This is a genomic window from Qingshengfaniella alkalisoli, assembly GCF_007855645.1.
In the GTDB taxonomy this organism is placed as follows: domain Bacteria; phylum Pseudomonadota; class Alphaproteobacteria; order Rhodobacterales; family Rhodobacteraceae; genus Qingshengfaniella; species Qingshengfaniella alkalisoli.
In genome coordinates, this window is the sequence record NZ_CP042261.1 from 626,966 (window position 1) to 648,995 (window position 22,030).

At 59.4% G+C, this 22,030-nt stretch carries 21 protein-coding genes; 20 read left to right on the top strand and 1 reads right to left on the bottom strand.

Features of this window, described 5'->3' with window-relative positions; translation table 11 throughout:
* The first annotated feature begins 7 nt into the window (after positions 1 to 7).
* Entirely contained in the window at positions 8 to 1,183 is a 1,176-nt protein-coding gene (locus FPZ52_RS03275) for a DegT/DnrJ/EryC1/StrS family aminotransferase (RefSeq protein WP_146363672.1), read from the top strand.
* Here the strand turns inward: FPZ52_RS03275 and FPZ52_RS03280 are convergent, their stop codons facing one another.
* Positions 1,184 to 2,443 carry a glycoside hydrolase family 108 protein gene (locus FPZ52_RS03280; RefSeq protein WP_146363674.1) on the bottom strand — a complete coding sequence of 420 codons (1,260 nt, stop codon included), beginning with the start codon at positions 2,441 to 2,443 and terminating at the stop codon, positions 1,184 to 1,186. It lies immediately after the preceding gene.
* Positions 2,444 to 2,767: 324 nt separating this feature from the next.
* Between FPZ52_RS03280 and FPZ52_RS03285 the strand changes: the two genes are divergently transcribed.
* The 19 genes from FPZ52_RS03285 (at position 2,768) to FPZ52_RS03375 (ending at position 22,028) form a co-directional block, all read left to right on the top strand.
* Positions 2,768 to 3,133: an NADH-quinone oxidoreductase subunit A gene (locus FPZ52_RS03285; protein WP_146363676.1), complete on the top strand. Its 366-nt coding sequence runs from the start codon at positions 2,768 to 2,770 to the stop codon at positions 3,131 to 3,133.
* Positions 3,124 to 3,657, top strand: coding sequence for a NuoB/complex I 20 kDa subunit family protein (locus FPZ52_RS03290; protein WP_146363678.1), 534 nt, complete (start codon positions 3,124 to 3,126; stop codon positions 3,655 to 3,657). The genes FPZ52_RS03285 and FPZ52_RS03290 overlap by 10 nt, the downstream gene beginning before the upstream one ends.
* A gap of 32 nt (positions 3,658 to 3,689) precedes the next feature.
* A complete protein-coding gene (locus FPZ52_RS03295; RefSeq protein WP_146363680.1) occupies positions 3,690 to 4,292 on the top strand; it encodes an NADH-quinone oxidoreductase subunit C in 603 nt (200 codons plus the stop codon).
* 64 nt (positions 4,293 to 4,356) lie between these two features.
* Entirely contained in the window at positions 4,357 to 5,568 is a 1,212-nt protein-coding gene (locus FPZ52_RS03300; RefSeq protein ID WP_146363682.1) for an NADH-quinone oxidoreductase subunit D, read from the top strand.
* Between the two features lie 58 nt (positions 5,569 to 5,626).
* Positions 5,627 to 6,769: an NADH-quinone oxidoreductase subunit E gene (locus FPZ52_RS03305; RefSeq protein ID WP_146363684.1), complete on the top strand. Its 1,143-nt coding sequence runs from the start codon at positions 5,627 to 5,629 to the stop codon at positions 6,767 to 6,769.
* Positions 6,770 to 6,781: 12 nt separating this feature from the next.
* Positions 6,782 to 7,012 (top strand): DUF5337 domain-containing protein, encoded by a 231-nt coding sequence (locus FPZ52_RS03310; protein ID WP_205758600.1) that lies wholly within the window; start codon positions 6,782 to 6,784, stop codon positions 7,010 to 7,012.
* 11 nt (positions 7,013 to 7,023) lie between these two features.
* Positions 7,024 to 8,319, top strand: coding sequence for an NADH-quinone oxidoreductase subunit NuoF (nuoF, locus tag FPZ52_RS03315; RefSeq protein WP_146363688.1), 1,296 nt, complete (start codon positions 7,024 to 7,026; stop codon positions 8,317 to 8,319).
* 1 nt (position 8,320) lies between these two features.
* Entirely contained in the window at positions 8,321 to 8,818 is a 498-nt protein-coding gene (locus FPZ52_RS03320; protein ID WP_146363690.1) for a DUF3291 domain-containing protein, read from the top strand.
* Between the two features lie 4 nt (positions 8,819 to 8,822).
* On the top strand, positions 8,823 to 10,841 hold the full coding sequence (nuoG, locus tag FPZ52_RS03325; RefSeq protein WP_146363692.1) for an NADH-quinone oxidoreductase subunit NuoG: 2,019 nt from the start codon (positions 8,823 to 8,825) through the stop codon (positions 10,839 to 10,841).
* Between the two features lie 162 nt (positions 10,842 to 11,003).
* Positions 11,004 to 12,041, top strand: a complete 1,038-nt coding sequence (gene nuoH, locus FPZ52_RS03330; RefSeq protein ID WP_146363693.1) for an NADH-quinone oxidoreductase subunit NuoH — start codon at positions 11,004 to 11,006, stop codon at positions 12,039 to 12,041.
* A gap of 1 nt (position 12,042) precedes the next feature.
* Positions 12,043 to 12,537 (top strand): NADH-quinone oxidoreductase subunit NuoI, encoded by a 495-nt coding sequence (gene nuoI, locus FPZ52_RS03335; RefSeq protein ID WP_146363695.1) that lies wholly within the window; start codon positions 12,043 to 12,045, stop codon positions 12,535 to 12,537.
* A gap of 46 nt (positions 12,538 to 12,583) precedes the next feature.
* Positions 12,584 to 13,198, top strand: coding sequence for an NADH-quinone oxidoreductase subunit J (locus tag FPZ52_RS03340; RefSeq protein ID WP_146365640.1), 615 nt, complete (start codon positions 12,584 to 12,586; stop codon positions 13,196 to 13,198).
* Positions 13,199 to 13,409: 211 nt separating this feature from the next.
* Positions 13,410 to 13,715, top strand: coding sequence for an NADH-quinone oxidoreductase subunit NuoK (gene nuoK, locus FPZ52_RS03345; protein WP_146365641.1), 306 nt, complete (start codon positions 13,410 to 13,412; stop codon positions 13,713 to 13,715).
* Positions 13,716 to 13,721: 6 nt separating this feature from the next.
* Positions 13,722 to 15,824 (top strand): NADH-quinone oxidoreductase subunit L, encoded by a 2,103-nt coding sequence (gene nuoL, locus FPZ52_RS03350; RefSeq protein WP_146363697.1) that lies wholly within the window; start codon positions 13,722 to 13,724, stop codon positions 15,822 to 15,824.
* The gene (locus FPZ52_RS03355) at positions 15,824 to 17,371 is read left to right on the top strand and encodes an NADH-quinone oxidoreductase subunit M (RefSeq protein WP_146363699.1); all 1,548 of its coding nucleotides are present in this window, start codon (positions 15,824 to 15,826) and stop codon (positions 17,369 to 17,371) included. The genes nuoL and FPZ52_RS03355 overlap by 1 nt, the downstream gene beginning before the upstream one ends.
* Positions 17,372 to 17,380: 9 nt before the next feature.
* Positions 17,381 to 18,820, top strand: coding sequence for an NADH-quinone oxidoreductase subunit NuoN (gene nuoN / locus FPZ52_RS03360; protein ID WP_146363701.1), 1,440 nt, complete (start codon positions 17,381 to 17,383; stop codon positions 18,818 to 18,820).
* Positions 18,810 to 19,571, top strand: a complete 762-nt coding sequence (locus tag FPZ52_RS03365; RefSeq protein ID WP_276617442.1) for a biotin--[acetyl-CoA-carboxylase] ligase — start codon at positions 18,810 to 18,812, stop codon at positions 19,569 to 19,571. The genes nuoN and FPZ52_RS03365 overlap by 11 nt, the downstream gene beginning before the upstream one ends.
* 10 nt (positions 19,572 to 19,581) lie before the next feature.
* Positions 19,582 to 20,361 carry a type III pantothenate kinase gene (locus FPZ52_RS03370; RefSeq protein ID WP_146363703.1) on the top strand — a complete coding sequence of 260 codons (780 nt, stop codon included), beginning with the start codon at positions 19,582 to 19,584 and terminating at the stop codon, positions 20,359 to 20,361.
* Positions 20,358 to 22,028, top strand: coding sequence for a ribonuclease J (locus tag FPZ52_RS03375; protein WP_146363705.1), 1,671 nt, complete (start codon positions 20,358 to 20,360; stop codon positions 22,026 to 22,028). Before FPZ52_RS03370 ends, FPZ52_RS03375 begins: the two co-directional genes overlap by 4 nt.
* The last annotated feature ends 2 nt before the right edge of the window (positions 22,029 to 22,030 follow it).

The window sequence follows — 22,030 nt, forward strand, 5'->3', positions numbered from 1 at the left end:
GCCGGACATGTCCACAGCTTTGTGTTTTACTGGCAGCTTTACCGCGCAGCTTCCTATTCCCGACGCGGGTATCGCCGGTGCAGAGACGCTGATGTGCAGCGGCGCGTTACATCGCTATGACCGCGCGGATAGCGAGGTGTCGGGATTGGAGCGCGATTTTGCCAACTATCTCGGCGCACACTATTGCTTGGCAGTCGCGTCCGGTGGCAGTGCGATGACAGTGGCCCTGCGTGCCGCGGGCGTCGAGCAGGGTGATCGGGTGCTGACCAATAGCTTTACGCTGGCTCCGGTTCCGGGTTCCATCGCGGCAGCCGGTGCTTTCCCTGTATTCGTCGAGACGACCGAAGACCTGACGATTGATCTGGATGATCTTGCGGCGAAGCTGGGGCAGGCGAAGGTGCTGCTATTGTCGCATATGCGCGGGCACATCTGCGACATGACGCGACTGATGCAGCTTTGCGATGCACATGACGTGACGGTGATCGAGGATTGCGCGCACACCATGGGTGCCACCTGGGAAGGCACTCCCAGCGGTCGCTTCGGCGCGATGGCGTGCTATTCCACGCAAAGCTACAAGCACATCAATTCCGGGGAAGGGGGGCTCCTCGTCAGCGACGACGCCGGGTTGATGGCACGCGCGATACTTCTGTCGGGATCGTATATGCTGTACGACCGACATGGAGCGTCCCCAACTCCTGACGCGTTTGAGGGGCTGTGGCCGGATATCCCGAACATGTCCTGTCGGATGGACAATTTGCGCGCCGCAATCCTGCGCCCGCAAATCGACCTGCTGGACCGGCGTTGTGAGGATTGGACTGTACGATACCGCGTGATTGAAGAGGCTCTGCGCCCTGCCGCTGTGTCACTGATCCCGCGCAATGATCGTGAGGGTTTCGTTGGCTCCAGCATCCAGTTCCGACTGCCGGATTGGTCCTCGGAACGCATTGCCGATCTGGTTTCGCGCTGTGGCGATCGTGGCGTGGTTCTCAAGTGGTTCGGCGCGGATCGACCGTCGGGATTCACATCGCGTGTAGATCATTGGCGTTACGCCGAAAGTGACGGAATGCCGCGCAGCCGCGATATCCTTCGGTCACTGCTCGATATGCGTATCTCGTTGACCTTCTCCGAGGAGGACTGTCGCCTCATTGCACAGATCATCCTTGAAGAGGTGGAGCGCGGCTGATCACAGCATCTTCAAGGCCAATTCGAGCGTTTCGTGCGTGCGGCGTTCCCAGCCACGCCCGAAGGTCTTCCACGTGCTGAGCGAGCGGTAGAAGTCCATCCGCGCATCTGTGAAGGTCCGGATCAGATGCTCGGGGTCGATACGTTTGGCAGCTCCGATAGTAATCGGTCCGATCTGCCCGTCCTGTTCGACGAACACCGTCTTTTGCAGCACCTTCGCCGCGCGGGTCACACCGGCATTCACGCCAAAGTCGAATACGACCAGATCGATCCCTTCCGGCAGCGCGTCGCAATTCAGCGCATTCCAGTAATTTGCGCGGTAGATCTGTTTGACCTCGTCGAGTTCCAGGTTCTTCACATCCTGCTTGGTCACCGAAGCGTTGCGCCAATTCGCAAGCGTCTTGTGCGTTATCCCGAAATTCGTGGCCCCACCCGGATCGTCGGGATGATCGACATAGCCGCCCTCGTGCCTGAGGATCACATCAACGCAGTTGTGAAACTGCCGCGTGTCCTTCTGCTTCTGCGCAGGAGAGCCCCCCGCGGAGAAGGCGGCGGCAGGCGGCGGCTGACTGACTTTCTCGATCAGGGCAGCGGTCTGGCGTTCCTGCGCCTCAAGAACGCGGCTGGCGTTGCGCGTCGACTGTTGCTGAATGGCGACGGCTGATTGCTGTGCTAAGCTGGCCGCGACATCCTTGCGCCGCGATCCGTCGGAAGATCCCAGCCAGAAGCTGACGACAGTTGCAAAGCCCGCTGTTAGCGCACCAACGGCGATATTCACGATCTGCATGACGGCTGGGTTGCTGCTTTCGTCCACGTCCAACCCGACGATGATGAGGTAGAGAAGCGTCGCAAAGAAGCCGACCGTCACGATTACGGATACCACGACGGGCCCCCAAGCGAATGGGCTTCTGTCCTCAGCAAGGCTTTTCAGCATCCCACGCGCGTCTTGCTTGTCCTCCAGTTCCGTCTTGAAGCTTTCGATCTCCAGCTTCAACTCGTCAACCTGCGCCTGACGTGCAGCCATCTGCGCCTCAACCTGCTTGGCCTCGGCAGCGGCCTCGATCTCGGCCAACCGAACACGCAATTCCGTTGATAGCTGAGGGTCTTGGGCGAGCCGTGCAGCTTCAGTCGGGTCGTCGGTGCCCAGAACCTCCTTGACCACATTCACGATCAAATCCTGCGTGCCGGGTCGGGCGTCCTTCGTCAGGCGTTTGGCGAGATCGGGCAGGAGCGAAACAGCGATTCCAACGAGAGGACTCATAATAATCTCCTAAAATATTTCCGGATTGTCCCGTGCAATTGCCCTTGCGTCAAGTTAGGGTTTCCGGAATGGTGGTTGCCCAGCGGATGTGCCCGCCAGATCTGCCGCAAAGGCCTTAACCATACCTGACTGCGGCGCACGGTCGCAGCTTCGGTAGGGAACGGAAGCGGGCAATTTACGATTCCGGGCAGGATTATTTATGAGTTTTTTTCTCATGAATTTTGACGCAACATGCCGATATTGCGTCGGTTGACCGTCCCCAAGCTCGGCGTTACTAGACCGCTAGCCAACTGAGAGCGCACAGGCGCCAGTAAGGAGCTACCAGTGGAAGAATTACTCCGCGAATATCTGCCGATCCTAGTCTTTTTGGGGGTGGCCGTCGGACTGGGACTCGCCCTGATTCTCGCTGCGGTCGTGCTGGCAGTGCGCAACCCTGACCCGGAAAAGGTCAGTGCCTATGAATGCGGCTTCAACGCGTTCGATGACGCCCGGATGAAGTTCGACGTCCGGTTCTATCTGGTGTCCATCCTGTTCATTATCTTTGACCTTGAAATTGCGTTCCTTTTCCCTTGGGCCGTGGCCTTCAAGGGGCTCAGCGACGTCGCATTCTGGTCCATGATGGTGTTCTTGGGCGTACTCACGATAGGCTTTGCCTATGAATGGAAGAAGGGGGCGCTGGAATGGGAGTAAGCACGTCGATCAATACGGCCGGTCCGGACCGCGAAGTGGCGACTCAGCAGCTTAACCGAGAGCTTCAGGACAAGGGCTTTCTTCTGACCTCTGCGGAGGATGTCATCAATTGGGCGCGCACCGGATCGCTCCACTGGATGACATTTGGTCTGGCCTGCTGCGCGGTCGAGATGATGCAGACCTCAATGCCGCGCTATGACCTCGAACGCTTCGGCACGGCGCCTCGCGCATCCCCGCGTCAATCGGACCTGATGATCGTTGCCGGCACGCTGACCAACAAGATGGCCCCGGCGCTGCGCAAGGTTTATGACCAGATGCCGGAGCCGCGCTACGTGATCTCGATGGGATCCTGCGCCAACGGCGGTGGATACTATCACTACAGCTATTCGGTCGTGCGCGGCTGTGACCGCATCGTGCCCGTGGACATCTACGTGCCCGGCTGCCCGCCGACGGCAGAGGCGCTGCTCTATGGAATCTTGCAGCTTCAACGCCGTATTCGACGCACCGGTACAATCGCACGCTGAGGGGTCGCCCCAATACGCAAGGAAACGAGCATATGTCAGAACAGCTTCAGGACCTAGCCAGCCATATCGAGATTGTGCGCCCCGACTGTGTTCTGTCCACCGAAGTCGTGTTCGGGGAATTGAACGTCAATGTCACGCCCACCTCGCTGTTGGGGTTTGTCGAGTTCCTGAAAACCGACGCTACTTGCCGGTTCTCGACGCTGGTGGACATCACGGCAGTTGATTACCCGTCCCGCGAACGTCGCTTCGACGTGGTCTATCACTTCCTGTCGATGTACCAGAACCAGCGCATTCGCGTCCGCGTCGCGGTGCGCGAAGAAGAAACGCTGCCCTCGATTGTCGATGTTTACCCAGCTGCAAACTGGTTCGAACGAGAAGTCTTCGACATGTTCGGCATCCTCTTTGGAAACCATCCTGATCTACGCCGTATCCTGACGGATTACGGCTTCCGTGGGTATCCGTTGCGCAAGGATTTTCCGACCACGGGTTACACCGAAGTGCGCTATGACGAAGAACAGAAACGCGTGGTCTATGAGCCGGTCAGCCTCGTGCAGGAATACCGGCAATTCGATTTCATGTCGCCATGGGAAGGGGCTAACTACGTCCTGCCCGGTGACGAAAAGAAAGACGCCTGAGCGCGCGCTGAACGCGCATGTCTACGCCCCCTTCGGGGCGGACGAAACGAGATGAGGTCGCACGATGGACGGCGGTAAATTTGGGGATACGTTGACGGGCGAACAGAAGATTCGCAACTTCAACATCAATTTCGGCCCGCAGCACCCTGCGGCCCACGGCGTGCTGCGCATGGTGCTGGAGCTCGACGGTGAGATCGTCGAACGCTGCGATCCGCATATCGGGCTGCTGCATCGCGGCACCGAGAAGCTGATGGAAAGCCGCACCTATCTGCAGAACCTGCCCTATTTCGATCGCCTCGACTATGTAGCGCCGATGAACCAGGAACATGCATGGTGCCTGGCGATCGAGAAGCTGACCGGCACCGTCGTTCCGCGTCGCGCCAGCCTGATCCGGGTTCTGTTCTCGGAAATCGGTCGCATCCTGAACCATTTGCTGAACGTCACCACGCAAGCGATGGATGTGGGCGCGCTGACTCCGCCGCTGTGGGGGTTCGAGCAGCGCGAAGATTTGATGATCTTCTATGAGCGCGCCTGTGGCGCCCGCCTGCACGCCGCCTATTTCCGTCCGGGAGGGGTGCATCGGGACCTGCCGCCCGATTTGATCGACGACATCGACAAATGGGCCGACCAGTTCCCGGCTGCGCTCGACGATATTGACGAACTGTTGACCGAGAACCGTATCTTCAAGCAGCGCAACGCAGATATCGGCATCGTCACCGAACAGGATATTCTCGACTGGGGGTTCTCGGGCGTGATGGTGCGCGGCTCCGGCTTGGCTTGGGATCTGCGCCGCTCGCAGCCCTATGAATGCTACGACGAATTCGACTTCCAGATTCCCGTCGGTCACAATGGCGACTGCTATGACCGCTACCTCGTGCGGATGCAGGAGATGCGGGAAAGCAACAAGATCATCAAGCAGTGCATCGCAAAGCTTCGCAACGAACCGGGCGATGTGCTGGCGCGGGGCAAACTGGCGCCGCCGACGCGCAGCGAGATGAAGACCTCGATGGAAGCGCTGATCCATCACTTCAAGCTGTACACCGAAGGGTTCCACGTTCCTGCGGGTGAGGTCTACGCCGCTGTCGAGGCTCCGAAAGGGGAATTCGGCGTCTATCTGGTTGCCGATGGCACCAACCGTCCGTATCGCGCCAAGCTGCGCGCGCCTGGTTATCTGCACCTGCAAGCGATGGATTACGTCGCGAGGGGTCACCAGCTTGCCGATGTGGCGGCCCTGATCGGCACCATGGATATCGTGTTTGGCGAGGTGGACAGATGACCGCTTCCCGGATCCAGCGCGGCCTGTCCGCCCACAGAACGACTAACGGAGCCTGCTGATGCTGCGTCGCCTTCATCTAGAACAGCCTGAGAGCTTCGAGTTCACTCCGGACAACCGGAAATGGGCCGAGGCCCAGATGACCAAATACCCCGAGGGCCGACAGGCCAGCGCGATTATCGCGCTGCTGTGGCGCGCGCAGGAACAGGAAGGATGGCTGACCCGCCCAGCGATAGAACATGTCGCGGATATGCTGGGCTTGGCTTATATCCGTGCGCTCGAAGTTGCGACTTTCTACTTCATGTTCCAGTTGCAACCTGTTGGTTCTGTTGCGCATTTCCAGATCTGTGGTACGACGACCTGCATGATTTGCGGCGCGGAGGACCTGATGGAGGTCTGCAAGCAGAAGATCGCACCCAAGGCCCATCAGTTGTCTGACGATGGCAAGTTCAGCTGGGAAGAGGTCGAATGCCTGGGAGCCTGTGCAAACGCCCCGATGGCCCAGATTGGCAAGGATTATTACGAGGATCTGACGGCTGACGGGCTGTCCCTGCTGATCGACGACATGGCGGCGGGCAAGGTGCCGACACCCGGTCCTCAGAATGGGCGCTATGCGTCGGAACCTGCCAACGGCCTGACCAGCCTCGAAGAATACAGCAAGAACAGGGCGGAGGATAATGCCTCCGTGGCGCTGGCCAAGTCCATCGGCGACACGTTGAAGCGTATCGATGGCTCCGAAGTTCCGATCACGACACCCTGGTTGGGTGCGCAGGATCGCGGCGAAGTCGAGAAAGGCTCCGGCAAGGACAATGCTGATCGGGCCGAAGGACAGCCGGTTGACGAAACGGGCGTCACCAAGCAGGAAGCGCCCGCCCTCAAGAAGGGCACACCGGCAACGGAAGAAGTGGCAGACTCTAGGAACCGTCCCGAGGGTCTCGAAGCGCCACGTGAAGGTTCTGCCGATGATTTGAAGAAAATCAAAGGGGTAGGGCCAAAACTTGAAGCTCTTCTGAACCGTCTTGGCTTCTACCACTTCGACCAGATTGCGAGATGGAACGCCGATGAAATCGCGTGGGTCGATGAGAACCTCGAAGGCTTCAAGGGGCGCGTCAGCCGTGATGAGTGGGTCGTGCAGGCCAAGACCCTTGCGGCAGGCGGCGAGACGGAGTTCTCGAAAAAGGTCGACGAGGGTGACATTTACTAGATGACGCTGAGCATGAGCAGAGAGCAGGACATAGCACTGTCGAAGAAGGCGCGTATGGTCGCAATCGTCGTGGCTGCGACGATGCTTCTTTGGATGGGTGCCCAGGTTCTCGGGGCGCAGCTGGGCTTGCCTGCGCGCTTTGTCTTTCTGTTCGACTTCGTGGCGCTCGCGGCCTTTTTCTGGTCGCTCGTGGTAATTTATCAGATCTGGCGTGCGCGCCGGTCCGGTGACGGACGAAATTAGGGGTGAATGGTATGCTGAAGGATCAGGATCGTATCTTTACCAATCTCTACGGGATGCATGACCGGACCCTCGCGGGTGCAAAGGCGCGCGGACATTGGGATGGCACTGCGGACATCATCGGCAAGGGACGCGACTGGATCGTCGATCAGATGAAAGCCAGCGGCCTGCGCGGTCGCGGCGGGGCGGGTTTCCCGACGGGGTTGAAGTGGTCCTTCATGCCGAAGGAAAGCGACGGTCGCCCGCATTACCTGGTTGTCAACGCCGATGAATCCGAGCCAGCGACCTGCAAGGACCGTGAGATCATGCGCCACGATCCACACACGCTGATCGAAGGGTGTTTGATCGCCTCGTTCGCGATGGGTGCGCATGCGGCCTATATCTACATCCGGGGCGAATACATCCGCGAGCGCGAGGCGCTGCAAGCAGCGATTGATGAAGCCTATGATGCCGGACTTCTGGGCAAGAACGCGGCCAGATCCGGTTGGGATTTCGACCTGTATCTGGCCCACGGCGCGGGCGCCTATATCTGCGGCGAAGAAACGGCCCTGATCGAAAGCCTTGAAGGTAAGAAAGGCATGCCCCGCATGAAGCCGCCATTCCCAGCGGGCGCGGGCCTCTACGGTTGCCCGACGACCGTGAATAACGTCGAATCCATCGCTGTTGCGCCGACGATCCTGCGTCGCGGTCCGGATTGGTTCGCAAGCTTCGGTCGCCCGAACAACGCGGGCACCAAGCTGTTCGCGATCACCGGGCATGTGAATACGCCCTGTGTATTTGAGGAATCGATGTCCATGTCGGTGCGCGAATTGATCGAGGTCCATGGCGGCGGTGTCCGTGGCGGATGGGACAACCTGAAAGCGATCATTCCGGGCGGGGCGTCCTGTCCGGTGCTTCCGGCATCCTCGCTAGATGACGCGATCATGGATTTCGACTGGATGCGCGAAAACAAGTCGTCTTTCGGCACCGGTTGCATGATCGTGATGGATCAGTCCACCGACGTCATCAAAGCGGTGTGGCGTCTCGCTAAGTTCTTCAAGCATGAAAGTTGCGGTCAGTGCACGCCGTGCCGCGAGGGCACCGGCTGGATGATGCGGGTCATGGAACGTCTGGTCACGGGCGAGGCAGAGGTCGAGGAAATCGACATGCTGCTTGATGTGACCAAGCAGGTCGAAGGTCACACGATCTGTGCGCTCGGCGATGCGGCGGCCTGGCCGATCCAGGGGCTGATCCGGCATTTCCGCGACGAGATCGAAGACCGCATCAAGCACAAGCGAACCGGCCGCGTGTCGGCAGTGGCGGCTGAATGACATGAGGCAGCCCGACGGATATCATCTGGCGGAACTGAACATCGCGCGACTGGTCGCGCCGGTGGATGACCCGCGCGTGGCCGAGTTCATGGATGCGCTAGATCGCGTGAACGGCATCGCCGAACGCAGCCCCGGTTTTGTCTGGCGGCTGACGGGCGACGGCGACAACGCCACCGATGTTCCGATTGCTGCCGAAGATCCGCAGCTTATTCCGAACCTTTCGGTGTGGTCCGAAGTGCCGGCCTTCGAGCATTTCGTTTGGAACACGCTGCACCGGAAGTTCTATGAGCGTCGCGCCGAATGGTTCGAGGTTCTGGACAAAATGCATTTCGTCATGTGGTGGGTGCCCGCGGGCACCGTGCCCAGCCTGTCCGACGCGATGGAGCGGCTGACGCATTTGAACACGCATGGCGACTCGGATTATGCCTTTGGCTGGTCCCATCTGAAAGACGCACAGTTGTGGCGATCCCATAACTGCGCCCAAATCGCGGCGGAGTGAATTTATGGCTGACCTGCGCAAGATCATCATCGATGGCAAAGAGATCGAAGTCGATCCGGCCATGACCCTCATTCAGGCCTGCGAAGAAGTGGGCATCGAGATCCCGCGTTTTTGCTATCACGAGCGCCTGTCGATCGCCGGCAACTGCCGCATGTGCCTGGTCGAGGTCGTGGGCGGTCCGCCCAAGCCCGCCGCCAGCTGTGCGATGCAGGTCAAAGATCTACGCCCCGGGCCGGAAGGCGCTCCGCCAGAGGTCCGCACGAACAGCCCGATGGTCAAGAAGGCGCGGGAAGGGGTGATGGAATTCCTGCTTATCAATCACCCGCTCGACTGCCCGATCTGCGACCAGGGCGGCGAATGCGACCTGCAGGATCAGGCGATGGCTTACGGCGTGGATTTCTCGCGCTACCGCGAACCCAAGCGTGCGAGCGACGATCTGGATCTCGGCCCGCTGGTCGAAACCCATATGACGCGCTGCATTTCCTGCACCCGCTGCGTGCGCTTCACGACCGAGGTCGCAGGCATCACGCAAATGGGTCAGACCGGTCGTGGCGAAGATGCGGAAATCACCGCCTATCTGGGCGAGACGCTTGACAGCAACATGCAGGGGAACATCATCGATCTGTGCCCGGTCGGCGCGCTGGTCAGCAAGCCCTATGCCTTTACCGCGCGTCCCTGGGAACTGACCAAGACGGAATCCATCGATGTGATGGATGCACTGGGGTCGAACATCCGTGTCGATACCAAGGGGCGCGAAGTGATGCGTTTCCTGCCGCGCAACCATGACGGCGTGAACGAGGAATGGATTTCCGACAAGACGCGTTTCGTGTGGGACGGGTTGCGGCGCCAGCGGTTGGACAAGCCCTATGTGCGTGAAAACGGCAAGCTGCGCCCGGCAAGCTGGGGCGAGGCGCTGGCCAAGGCTGCCGAGGCCATGAAGGGCAAGAAGGTCGCCGGTCTGGTCGGTGATCTGGCTCCTGTCGAAGCGGCCTATGCGCTGAGGGAACTTATCGAGGGGCAGGGCGGATCGGTTGAATGCCGCACGGACGGGGCCAAGCTGCCCGCCAGGAACCGTTCAGCCTATGTCGGAACGGCGACGATCGAGGATATCGACAGCGCGCGTCATGTGATGATCGTTGGCAGCAACCCGGCGGTCGAAGCACCGGTGCTGAACGCGCGTATCCGCAAGGCGTGGATCAACGGCGCGAATGTCGGTCTGGTCGGTGAGGCGGTCGATCTGACCTATGACTATACCCATGTCGGCACGGATGCGGCGGCGCTTGCGGGCACGCTCGATCTGGAATTCGGCAAGGTTCTGGAAGAACCCTCCATCGTCATCGTTGGGCAGGGCGCGCTGCAGGGCGCAAATGGCGAAGCGGTCCTGTCGAACGCGATGGAACTGGTGAACCGCACGAAATCGGGGCTGCTGATCCTCCATACCGCCGCAGGGCGCGTCGGTGCGATGGATGTCGGGGCCGTCACCGAAGGCGGGATTGAGGCCGCACTGGACGGGGCAGAGGTGATCTACAACCTTGGTGCTGACGAGATCGAGATCAAGGACGGGGCGTTCGTCATCTACCAAGGCAGCCATGGCGATCGCGGCGCACACCGTGCCGATGTGATCCTGCCGGGTGCGACCTATACCGAGGAAGCCGGGCTGTTCGTAAACACGGAAGGGCGCCCGCAATTGGCGCTGCGTGCGAACTTCCCGCCGGGGCAGGCGAAGGAAAACTGGGCGATTCTGCGGGCCTTGTCGGCCGAACTTGGGGCCACGCTGCCTTTCGACAGCTTGGCGCAGCTGCGTCAAAAGCTGGTCAAGGCAGTGCCGCATCTGGCGAAAGTAGATCAGGTGCCGGAAAACCAGTGGCAACCGCTGGCTCTGCAGGACGCGGTGTCGGAGGTGCTGCGCAACCCGATCAGGGACTTCTACCTGAGCAACCCGATTGCGCGGGCATCGGCCCTGATGGCGGAACTGAGCGCGAACGCGAAATCGCGGCGCGAACAGCCGATTGCAGCCGAATGATCCGGCGCGGTGCGACCCAATGGTGCCTCGGGGAGGAACTTCCCGGAGCATCGACGAAAATGACTGGAATTGCGGCGCGATATGCTGGTAATCCGCACGCGCCAGAGCGAATTTGCCCGGACCAGCCGGGCAGCACAGGAACGACCCGGAGAGTGATTAGCCATGGCTGAGTTTTTCCAGACAAATACCGGGATATTCCTGATCATTCTTGCTCAGGTCCTGTTGCTTGTCGTGCTTTTGCTGATGAGCCTGGCTTTCCTGCTGTATTTCGACCGGAAGGTTTGGGGCGCCGTGCAGCTTCGCAAAGGTCCTAACGTTGTCGGGCCGTTCGGGTTGCTTCAAAGTTTCGCGGATTTCTTCAAATACGCGTTGAAAGAAATCGTCGTGCCAGCGGGCGCCGACAAGATCGTCTTCTTCATCGCGCCGATGTTGTCCTTCGTTCTGGCGATGATGCTTTGGGCGGTGATGCCGTTCAATGACGGCTGGGTGATCGCGGATGTCAACGTGGCGATCCTGTATGTCTTCGCAATCTCGTCACTCGAAGTTTACGGCGTCATCATGGGTGGTTGGGCGTCCAACTCGAAATATCCGTTCCTCGGGTCGCTGCGGTCTGCCGCGCAGATGATTTCCTATGAAGTGTCCATCGGTTTGATCATCATCGGCGTGATCATCTCCACCGGATCTCTGAACCTGAGCGACATCGTTCGGGCGCAAGATGGTGGGCTGGGCTTCCTGAACTGGTACTGGCTGCCGCATCTTCCGATGGTCGTGCTGTTCTTCATCTCGGCCCTTGCCGAGACGAACCGTCCGCCATTCGATTTGCCCGAAGCGGAATCGGAACTCGTTGCCGGTTACCAGGTCGAATATTCCTCGACACCCTTCCTGCTGTTCATGATCGGTGAATACGCTGCTATCGTCTTCATGTGCGCGATCATTTCGGTGCTGTTCTTCGGCGGCTGGCTGTCGCCGGTGCCGGGTCTGCCGGATGGTATCCTGTGGATGGTCGCGAAGATGTTCCTGATCTTCTTCCTGTTCTCGATGGTTAAAGCCATCGTGCCGCGTTACCGCTATGACCAGCTGATGCGTCTGGGTTGGAAGGTGTTCCTGCCGTTTTCACTGGGCTGGGTCGTACTGGTGGCCTTCCTTGCAAAATTCGAACTCTTCGGCGGCGCCTATGCCCGCTGGATGATCGGAGGCTGATATGACAGCAATCGACTGGAACCGCGCGGGCAAGTATTTCCTGCTGGTGGATTTCCTGAAAGGAATGAAGCTTGGGTTGAAATACTTCTTCAAGCCCAAGGCCACGCTGAACTATCCGCATGAAAAGGGGCCGCTGAGCCCGCGTTTTCGCGGTGAACATGCACTGCGCCGTTATCCCAATGGCGAAGAACGCTGCATTGCCTGCAAGCTGTGCGAGGCGATCTGCCCCGCTCAGGCAATCACCATCGACGCAGAACCGCGCGAAGATGGCAGCCGCCGCACGACGCGCTATGACATCGACATGACCAAATGCATCTATTGCGGTTTCTGTCAGGAAGCCTGCCCGGTAGATGCCATTGTCGAAGGTCCAAATTTCGAGTTCTCGACTGAAACTCGCGAGGAACTGTTCTACGACAAGGACAAGCTTCTGGCGAATGGGGATCGTTGGGAGGCCGAAATCGCCCGCAACCTCGAACTGGACGCGCCGTACCGATGACTGAGATGCGTTTGGCCAATACGAAACGGAAGGACAGCGAATGACGATCGCAAGTCTTGCTTTCTATCTTTTTGCGATCTGCGTCGTGATGGGTGGGTTGTTCACGGTGCTGGCCCGAAACCCGGTGCATTCCGTGCTGTGGCTGATCCTGACCTTCCTGTCGGCGGCCGGGCTGTTCGTCCTGCTGGGCGCGGAGTTCATCGCGATGCTGCTGGTGATCGTTTATGTCGGCGCGGTTGCGGTGCTGTTCCTGTTTGTCGTGATGATGCTGGATGTGGATTTCGCCGAACTGAAGGCCGAGATGGCAAAATACATGCCGCTGGCGCTATTGATCGGCGTGGTGATCCTGATGGAACTGGCCGTTGCGCTGGGATCCTGGGATTTCTCCAACAATGCCGAAATGTTGCGCGCCAATGTCACACCCGATCCGGCGGAGGTTCATAACACGGCTGCGTTGGGCGCGCTGATCTATGACCAATACCTGCTGTTATTCCAACTGGCGGGCCTGATCCTTCTGGTAGCCATGATCGGAGCCATCGTGCTAACGCTGCGCCACCGCAAGAACATCAAGCGCCAGGACATCGTCGCGCAGATCCTGCGGGACCCGAAAACCGCGATGAGTGTGCACGACGTCAAGCCGGGGCAGGGGCTGGGTAACTGACGACAAAGCAAAGGATGCAACCAATGCCGGGAGAGGGGACGTGAAGAACAGACACTACCATCCGGCCATGACGGGGCTTCATGCGTCCCACCATCAGGGGATGATGTGATGAACGCGGGAAGCTGGACAGCGGTCGCCATCGGTATTGCCGTGGCGGTGTTGGTCGCAAACGGATTTTTCAACGGGTAGCGATTGCCCGGAGGGACATGTGATGATCGGACTAGAACACTATCTGTCGGTAGCGGCGGCGCTATTCGTCATCGGGATTTTCGGGCTCTTCCTGAACCGGAAAAACATCATCATCATCCTGATGTCGATCGAGCTGATCCTGCTTTCGGTCAATATCAATCTCGTCGCGTTTTCCAGCTATCTCGGTGATCTGACCGGACAGATATTCACGCTGTTCGTGCTGACTGTGGCGGCTGCCGAGGCGGCGATCGGGCTGGCGATCCTTGTCTGCTTCTTCCGCAACCGTGGCACCATCGCGGTTGAAGACGTCAACAACATGAAAGGCTGATCCGCGATGGAGACGATCATTCTCTTTGCCCCGCTCGTGGGCGCGCTCATCTGCGGTTTCGGCTGGAAATTCATCGGCGAGAAGGCGGCGATGTGCACGGCGACAGGGCTGCTGTTCCTGAGCTGTATCCTGTCGTGGCTCGTGTTCCTGACCTTCGAAGGTGAAACGCAGATCGTCGATCTGTTCCGCTGGATCGAAAGCGGCAGCCTGTCCACGACCTGGGGAATCCGGCTCGACCGCCTGACAGCGATCATGCTGATCGTCGTGACGACGGTGTCGAGCCTCGTGCATCTCTACAGTTTTGGCTACATGGATCACGACCCGCAATTCAAGGAAGGGGAAAGCTACAAGCCGCGCTTCTTCGCGTATCTGTCCTTCTTTACCTTCGCCATGCTTGCGCTGGTTACATCGAACAACCTCGCGCAGATGTTCTTCGGCTGGGAAGGCGTGGGCGTCGCGTCCTACCTGTTGATCGGGTTCTACTATCGCAAACCGTCCGCAGGTGCCGCGGCGATGAAAGCCTTCATCGTGAACCGCGTCGGCGATTTCGGCTTCGCTTTGGGCATCTTCGCGCTGTTTTTCCTCGTCGACAGCATCGACATGGATGTGGTCTTCGGCGCTGCGCCCGAATTGGCGCAGACGCAGATCAGTTTCCTTTGGCGCGAATGGAACGCGGCGGAACTTTGTGCTTTCCTTCTGTTCATAGGTGCGATGGGCAAATCGGCGCAGCTGTTCCTGCACACCTGGTTGCCCGACGCAATGGAGGGCCCGACCCCGGTATCCGCGCTGATCCACGCTGCCACCATGGTGACAGCGGGCGTGTTCCTTGTTTGTCGCATGTCGCCGCTGATGGAGTTTGCACCGAACGCGACGACCTTTGTGACCTTCATCGGTGCATCGACCGCGTTCTTTGCCGCAACCATTGGTCTGGTTCAGAACGACATCAAGCGCGTCATCGCCTATTCGACCTGTTCGCAGCTGGGCTACATGTTCGTGGCTGCGGGGGTAGGGGCCTATGGCCCGGCGATGTTCCACCTGTTCACGCATGCATTCTTCAAGGCGATGCTGTTTCTCGGCGCCGGTTCCGTCATTCACGCGATGCACCACGAACAGGACATGCGTCATTATGGTGGGCTGCGGAAGAAGATCCCCTACACCTTCTGGGCCATGATGATCGGCACGCTGGCGATCACGGGTGTCGGTATCCCGCTGACGCATATCGGTTTCGCCGGATTCCTGTCGAAAGATGCCATCATTGAAAGCGCCTGGGCCGGCGCGAACGGCATGTCGACCTATGCCTTCTGGATGCTGGTCATTGCCGCCGCCTTCACGAGCTTCTACAGCTGGCGGCTGATCTTCCTGACCTTCTTCGGCAAGCCACGCGGTGACAAGCACACGCATGACCACGCGCATGAAAGCCCGATGGTGATGGTTGCGCCGCTTGGCGTTCTGGCGCTTGGTGCGATCTTCTCGGGCATGATCTGGTACGGGTCGTTCTTCGGCGATCACCACAAGGTGACTGAATTCTTCTCGATCCCGCATATCGCTGCGGAAGGGGCGCTTGGCGAGGACGCTGGTCACGCGACAGGGGCGGCAGAGACAGAGGATCATGGCGAGGCGGCGGAACACGCGGTCGGCGCGGTACATGGGCCGGTCGAGTTCGGCGCGATCTTCCTGGGGCCAGAGAACACTGTCCTGGACGACGCGCACCACGCGCCTGTGTGGGTCAAGGTATCGCCCTTCATAGCGATGCTGCTGGGGCTGAGCCTTGCCTTCGTGATGTATATCCGCCGTCCCGATCTGCCCGGACGTCTGGCGGAGACGAACAAGCCGCTCTACCTGTTCCTGCTGAACAAGTGGTATTTCGACGAGATCTACGACGCGGTGTTCGTGCAGCCCGCGCAGGCCATTGGCCGGTTCTTCTGGAAGAAGGGTGACACGGCAACCATCGACGGGACCATCAACGGGATCGCCATGGGTATCGTGCCGTTCTTCACGCGCCTCGCGGGCCGGCTGCAATCGGGCTACATCTTCAACTACGCGTTCGCGATGGTCGTTGGCGTCGTGATCCTGATCACCTGGATGGCACTGTCCGGGGGGGCAAACTAATGAACAACCTACTGTCCATCATTACGTTCCTTCCGGCGATTGCGGCGCTGATCCTTGCCCTGTTTCTTCGCGGTGACAATGAGGCGGCGCAGCGCAACGCGAAATGGGTGGCGCTTGCGGCGACGCTACTGACCTTCCTGCTGTCGATCTTCGTCATCACCGGGTTCGATCCGAGCAACACCGGTTTCCAGTTCGTCGAGGAAAAAGACTGGATCCTCGGCCTGAAATACAAGATGGGCGTGGACGGGATTTCGGTCCTGTTCGTGATGCTGACCACCTTCCTGATGCCGATCACGATCGGCGCCTGCTGGACGGTCACGCATCGTGTGAAGGAATACATGATCGCCTTCCTTCTGCTGGAAACGCTGATGCTCGGCGTGTTCTGCGCGCTGGATCTGGTGCTGTTCTACCTGTTCTTCGAAGGTGGCCTGATCCCGATGTTCCTGATCATCGGCATATGGGGCGGCAAGAACCGCATTTATGCGAGCTTCAAGTTCTTCCTCTATACCTTCCTTGGCTCCGTCCTGATGCTGGTCGCAATGGTTGGCATGTATATCGATGCGGGCACCACCGACATTCCGACGCTGCTGAACCACCAGTTCGCCAGCGGCACGATGAACCTGTTCGGCTTCCAGATCATAGGCGGCCTGCAGACGCTGATGTGGCTGGCCTTCTTCGCCTCCTTCGCGGTGAAGATGCCGATGTGGCCGGTGCACACCTGGTTGCCCGATGCGCATGTTCAGGCCCCGACGGCGGGTTCCGTCATTCTGGCCGCGATCCTGCTGAAAATGGGTGGCTATGGCTTCCTTCGGTTCTCGTTGCCGATGTTCCCGGTCGCTTCCGACCTGATGGCGCCTCTGGTTTTATGGATGTCCGCGATCGCGATTGTCTATACCTCGCTCGTGGCGATGGTGCAGGAGGATATGAAGAAGCTGATCGCCTATTCATCCGTCGCCCATATGGGTTACGTGACCATGGGCATTTTTGCGGCGAACCAGCAGGGCGTCGACGGGGCGATCTTCCAGATGATCAGCCACGGCTTCGTGTCCGGCGCGCTCTTCCTTTGTGTCGGCGTCATCTATGACCGGATGCACACCCGCGAGATCGACGCCTATGGCGGTCTGGTCAACCGGATGCCTGCCTATGCGCTGATCTTCATGTTGTTCACCATGGCGAATGTGGGCTTGCCGGGCACGTCGGGATTCGTCGGCGAATTCCTGACGCTGATGGGTATCTTCCAGGTCAACACCTGGGTCGCGGTCGTGGCGACATCCGGCGTGATCTTCTCGGCCTGCTATGCGCTGTGGCTGTATCGCCGGGTCGTGTTCGGCGAGTTAATCAAGGAAAGCCTGAAGTCGATCACCGACATGGATCGCCGTGAACGCGCGCTGTTCGCGCCGCTGGTCGTCATGACGCTGTTGCTTGGGGTCTATCCGAGCCTGATCACCGATATGATTGGTCCGTCGGTCGAAAATCTCGTTTCGAACTATCACACTGCCGTTCTGGAACAGGCGCCTGCCGCCGTCCAGGTCGCGACGCAGCACTAGGAGGGGTAGATGACATCTGCCGATATCTCGATCATCCTGCCCGAGATCGTCATTGCGATCTTCGCCATGGCCGCCTTGGTGTTCGCGGTCTACACCGGCAAGGATAAAACTGCGCCGATGCTGGTCTGGGCGACGGGTGCATTGTTCGTCCTGATCGCGTTCTGGATTGCCGTGTCCGGCGGCGGGTCGCGCGTAGGCTTCAACGGCATGTTCATCGATGACGCGTTCGCGCGGTTTTCCAAATGCATCATCCTGCTGTCGGCCGCGATTGTCCTGGTGATGAGCCAGCAATACATGGAACGGCGCGGGTTGCTGCGTTTCGAATATCCCGTGCTGGTGGCGCTTGCGACCGTTGGCATGATGGTGATGGTTTCGGCGGGCAACCTGATGTCGCTTTACATGGGGTTGGAGCTCCAGTCACTGGCGCTTTATGTCGTTGCGTCGTTGCGTCGCGACAGCGTCCGGTCCACGGAAGCGGGGTTGAAATACTTCGTTCTCGGGTCGCTGAGTTCAGGCATGCTGCTTTACGGTGCCTCGCTGATTTACGGATTCTCCGGTACGACCAGCTTTGATGGGATTATCTCGGCCGCCGTGGACGGGGGCATCTCGCTTGGGCTGCTGTTCGGCCTAGTCTTTGTCTTTACCGGGCTGGCCTTCAAGATATCTGCTGTGCCGTTCCACATGTGGACGCCCGATGTCTATGAAGGTGCACCGACACCGGTGACGGCGTTTTTCGCAACGGCCCCGAAAGTTGCGGCGATGAGCCTGTTCGCGCGTGTCGCCTTTGACGCTTTCGGCGGCATCGTCGACCAGTGGCAGCAGATCATCGCGTTGCTGAGCGTACTGTCCATGTTCCTCGGGTCTATCGCGGCCATCGGCCAGACCAACATCAAGCGACTTATGGCTTACTCCTCCATCGCGCATATGGGTTATGCTCTTATGGGGCTGGCGGCTGGGAACGAGTTGGGCGTTCAGGCCATGCTGGTCTATATCGCGATTTACGTCACCATGAATCTCGGGGCATTTGCGTTCATCCTGTCGATGCAACGCGACGGGCAACCCGTGACCGATATTGCCTCGCTGAACATGTACTCGCGAAGCGAGCCCTTAAAGGCCGTGTCGGTCCTGATCCTGATGTTCTCCCTTGCGGGCGTCCCACCGCTTCTGGGCTTTTTCGGCAAGTTTTATGTGCTGACCGCAGCCTATGAGGCAGGGCTCGTCTGGCTCGCCGTTGCCGGTGTGCTCGCGTCGGTGATCGGCGCATTCTACTACCTGCGGATCGTGTTCTACATGTATTTCGGTCAGGAAGGCGCGCCGCTAAAAACAGATCCCTCACCCATCCTGTGGACGGTACTGGTCGGGTCGGCGGTGATCATGGTCCTGGGTATCGTGAACATGTTCGGTGTCGAGGCCATCGCTGCCGGAGCGGCTGCGTCCCTTGTTCAGTAACGCGGTTGGCTGGCCAGCCGGTTATGACCGGCGGGTTCTGCCCGAAGTTGATAGCACCATGGCCGAGGCTGCCCGCATCGCGGACAGTCTTTTGCGTCCTACGTGGGTGCTCGCACTGAAGCAGACGCAGGGGCGCGCTCGACGCGGGCGGGCATGGACAGATCCTGCGGGCAACTTTGCGGGCACGCTGATCATGCAGCCGTCGGAGACGGTAGAGATCGTAGCGCAACGCAGCTTCGTGGCGTCACTGGCGCTGTTCGATGCCTTTGCGCTGGTGACGGGACGACCGCAGGCTTTCTCCCTGAAATGGCCCAATGATGTGCTGCTTCATGGAGAAAAGGTCGCTGGTATCTTGCTCGAAGGCAATGGTGGCGGGCGCAATCCGCGCCACCTGTTCATCGGCGTCGGCGTGAACCTTCTGAGCGCGCCGGGGGCAGAGCAAGTGGAGCAGGGAGCGCAAGCGCCAACATCGCTGTTTTCGGCGACGGGTGTTCGGATCACACCTGAGGAATTTCTTGATGTGCTTGGTCCGGCCTATGCGCGCCGCGAAGCGCAGTTCGCGGTGGGCGGCTTCGAGGCGATACGCGATGAATGGTTGTCGCTGGCAGCCCGTCGCGGCGAAGTCGTCACCGCGCGCCGCATGACGGACAGTGTCAACGGAACCTTCGAGACTGTAGATGCCACCGGTGCTATCGTGCTCCAAACGGCAAAAGGGCGTGTCGCCGTGTCGGCCGCCGAGATCTTCTTCTGAGAGGCTCAGCATGCTTCTGGCGATTGACTGCGGGAACACCAACACCGTTTTTGCAATCTGGGACGGGAACAAGTTCCTTGCGACCTTCCGGACTTCGACCGAACATCAGCGCACGGCAGATCAATACTATGTCTGGTTTTCAACGCTGATGGAGCACCACAAAATTCCCATCCGCATCGACGAGGTCATCATTTCTTCGACCGTACCGCGTGTCGTATTCAACTTGCGGGTGTTTTCGGATCGGTATTTCGACACACGGCCATTGGTCGTGGGCAAGCCCGAATGTCTGTTGCCGACACCGCCGCGGGTCGATGAAGGCACACAGGTCGGGCCTGACCGGCTGGTTAATACTGCGGGTGCATTCGACCGTCATGGCGGGGATCTTATCGTCGTGGACTTCGGCACGGCGACGACCTTTGATGTGGTGGACGTTGACGGCGCCTATGTCGGTGGCGCGATCGCACCGGGGGTCAATCTCAGCCTGGAGGCGCTGCATATGGCCGCCGCCGCGCTGCCGCATGTTGATGTCACCAAGCCGCAGCGCGTGATCGGCACCAATACGGTGACCTGCATGCAATCGGGTGTCTTCTGGGGTTATGTCGGGCTGGTTCGCGGCATTTGCGATCGGATCAGGGGCGAGCGCGGGCAGGAAATGCGAATTGTGGGCACGGGCGGGCTTGCCCCCTTGTTTGCGCAGGGTGACATGTTATTCGACCGGATCGAAGATGATCTGACAATGCACGGGCTGACCGTGATCCACAAATTCAACAAGGAAAAGGGCGGGCAATGACCAGCGAACGCTTGATCTATCTGCCGCTCGGCGGTGCCGGTGAAATCGGCATGAACTGCTATGTCTATGGCTACGGGCCGAAGGACAACGAGCGCTACATTCTGGTTGATCTGGGCGTGACATTCCCGGACATGGACACGACGCCGGGCGTCGATCTGATCTTTGCTGATATCGACTGGATCGCCGAACGCGCTGATCGACTGGAGGCTGTCTTCATCACTCATGCGCATGAGGACCATGTCGGTGCGCTGGGGCATCTTTGGCGGCGTCTTAATGTGCCGGTTTACGCCCGCGCGTTTACTGCCAACATAGCGAAGCGAAAGATGGAAGAGCAGGGGTTGGACGAGGATGAGGTGAAGATCGTCCAGCCTTGGCCCGAGCAGGTTCAGACGGGACCGTTCCGCGTGAGTTTCATACCGCTGTCGCACTCGATTCCCGAAAGTTCGGCGCTGGTGATCGACACGCCTGCTGGGCGGGTTGTGCATACGGGCGACTTCAAGCTGGACGAAACGCCTGTGGTGGGTGAACCCTTTGATCGTGCCGTGTGGGCGGACATGGCATCGGGCGGAGTATTGGCGCTTGTCTGCGACAGCACGAATGTGTTCGCGGCGCATCCTGGGCGCTCAGAATCCGTTGTGGGGCCGGATATCCGCAAGCTGGTGGCTGATGCCCCGGGTATGGTAGTTGCGACGACCTTCGCCTCCAACATTGCGCGCCTGAAAACGCTGGCTGAAGCGGGGCAGGCGGCAGGGCGCTCCGTGGTTCTGCTTGGCAGGGCAATGCGACGCATGGTGACGGCTGCCGTGGAAAGCGGTGTTCTGTCCGATTTTCCCACGACCGTGCCACCCGAGGATGCCGCCGACATTCCGCGAGAAAACGTCATGCTTCTGGTGACCGGATCGCAGGGTGAACGCCGCGCGGCCTCGGCGCAACTGGCTCGCGGCAAGTATCTTGGCATGAAGATGAAAGAGGGCGATCTGTTCCTTTTCTCGTCCAAGACCATTCCCGGCAATGAAAAGCCGGTCAGCCGCATCATGAATGCTTTCAGCGAGATGGGCGTCAATGTCGTGGATGACTCAGGTGGGCTATATCACGTATCCGGTCATGCCAATCGGCCCGATCTGATCGAGATGCACAACATCGTGAAACCGCAGATCGTGGTGCCGATGCATGGTGAACACCGTCATTTGCGCGAGCATACGCAGCTTGCCATCACCAATGGCTACCAGGGTGCGCTTGCCCCGAACGGAACGATGATCGAACTGAGCAAGCAGGGCGCAAAGACTGTCGAATTCGTTGAAACCGGGCGGACCTATCTTGATGGCAGCGTGCAGATTGGCGCGCTGGATGGCGTCGTGCGTGATCGTATCCGCATGGCGTTGAACGGCCATGTCGTCATCACGCTGATCATCGACGAGAACGACGAACCGCTTGGAGAGCCGTGGTGCGAGATCATGGGTTTGCCAGAGCGCGGCACCTCACATGCACCTTTGGTCGAGGTGCTGGAGGCCGATCTTGATCAGTTCTTGGGCCGCGCCGATGACGATCTGTTGGTCGATGATGACAAGTTGACAGAAGGGCTGCGTCGCGTTGCACGCAACACAGCCAATGCTGAAATTGGGCGTAAGCCGGAAGTAACTGTCGTGATCAGCCGCTTGGCGGCCTGATC